We start from the raw sequence: 512 nt of genomic DNA on the forward strand, positions 1-512 counted from the left end.
GGCATTGCTTTCAACAATGCTAACTTTCGCGTGGTTACTTAAACGGACTTGGCCCGACGTCACCACAACATCACCTGGTTTCACACCTTCCAAGATGTGTGCGATGTCTTTAGTACGTTCGCCCACTTTAACTACGTGTTGTTTCACGCGCTTTTCACCATCTTCTTCTGTCACGATGTAGACGTTATCGCCGTACAAAGTGAAGGTGATTGCTGTTTGAGGTAGCGTCACTTGGTTTGCCAATTTAGGCATGATGATGTTTGCACGTGCGAACATACCGCTGCGAAGTTTGCCATCGCTGTTTGGAATGTCAGCTTGTACTTGGATCAGACCACTTTGTACATTTACTGCAGGTTCAATTGCAGAAATTGAGCCTTTGAATGGCTGATCTGGGTAGGCATCTACAAAAATATCCACTTCTTGGTCAAGTTTGATACGCGAGATGTCTGTTTGAGGCACGGTAAAGCGCAGACGCATTACGCTGCTATCTTCTAGGCGAACAATGTCGCTAC

The 512-nt window shown here is 46.1% G+C and carries 1 pseudogene; it reads right to left on the reverse strand.

The annotated features are described in order from the left end of the window. Positions 1–512 (reverse strand): annotated as a pseudogene (gene vmeC, locus R7Z47_RS26950) (multidrug efflux RND transporter periplasmic adaptor subunit VmeC); the annotation flags it as partial.

Source organism: Vibrio sp. 1641 (assembly GCF_033339995.1).
Taxonomy (GTDB): domain Bacteria; phylum Pseudomonadota; class Gammaproteobacteria; order Enterobacterales; family Vibrionaceae; genus Vibrio; species Vibrio alginolyticus.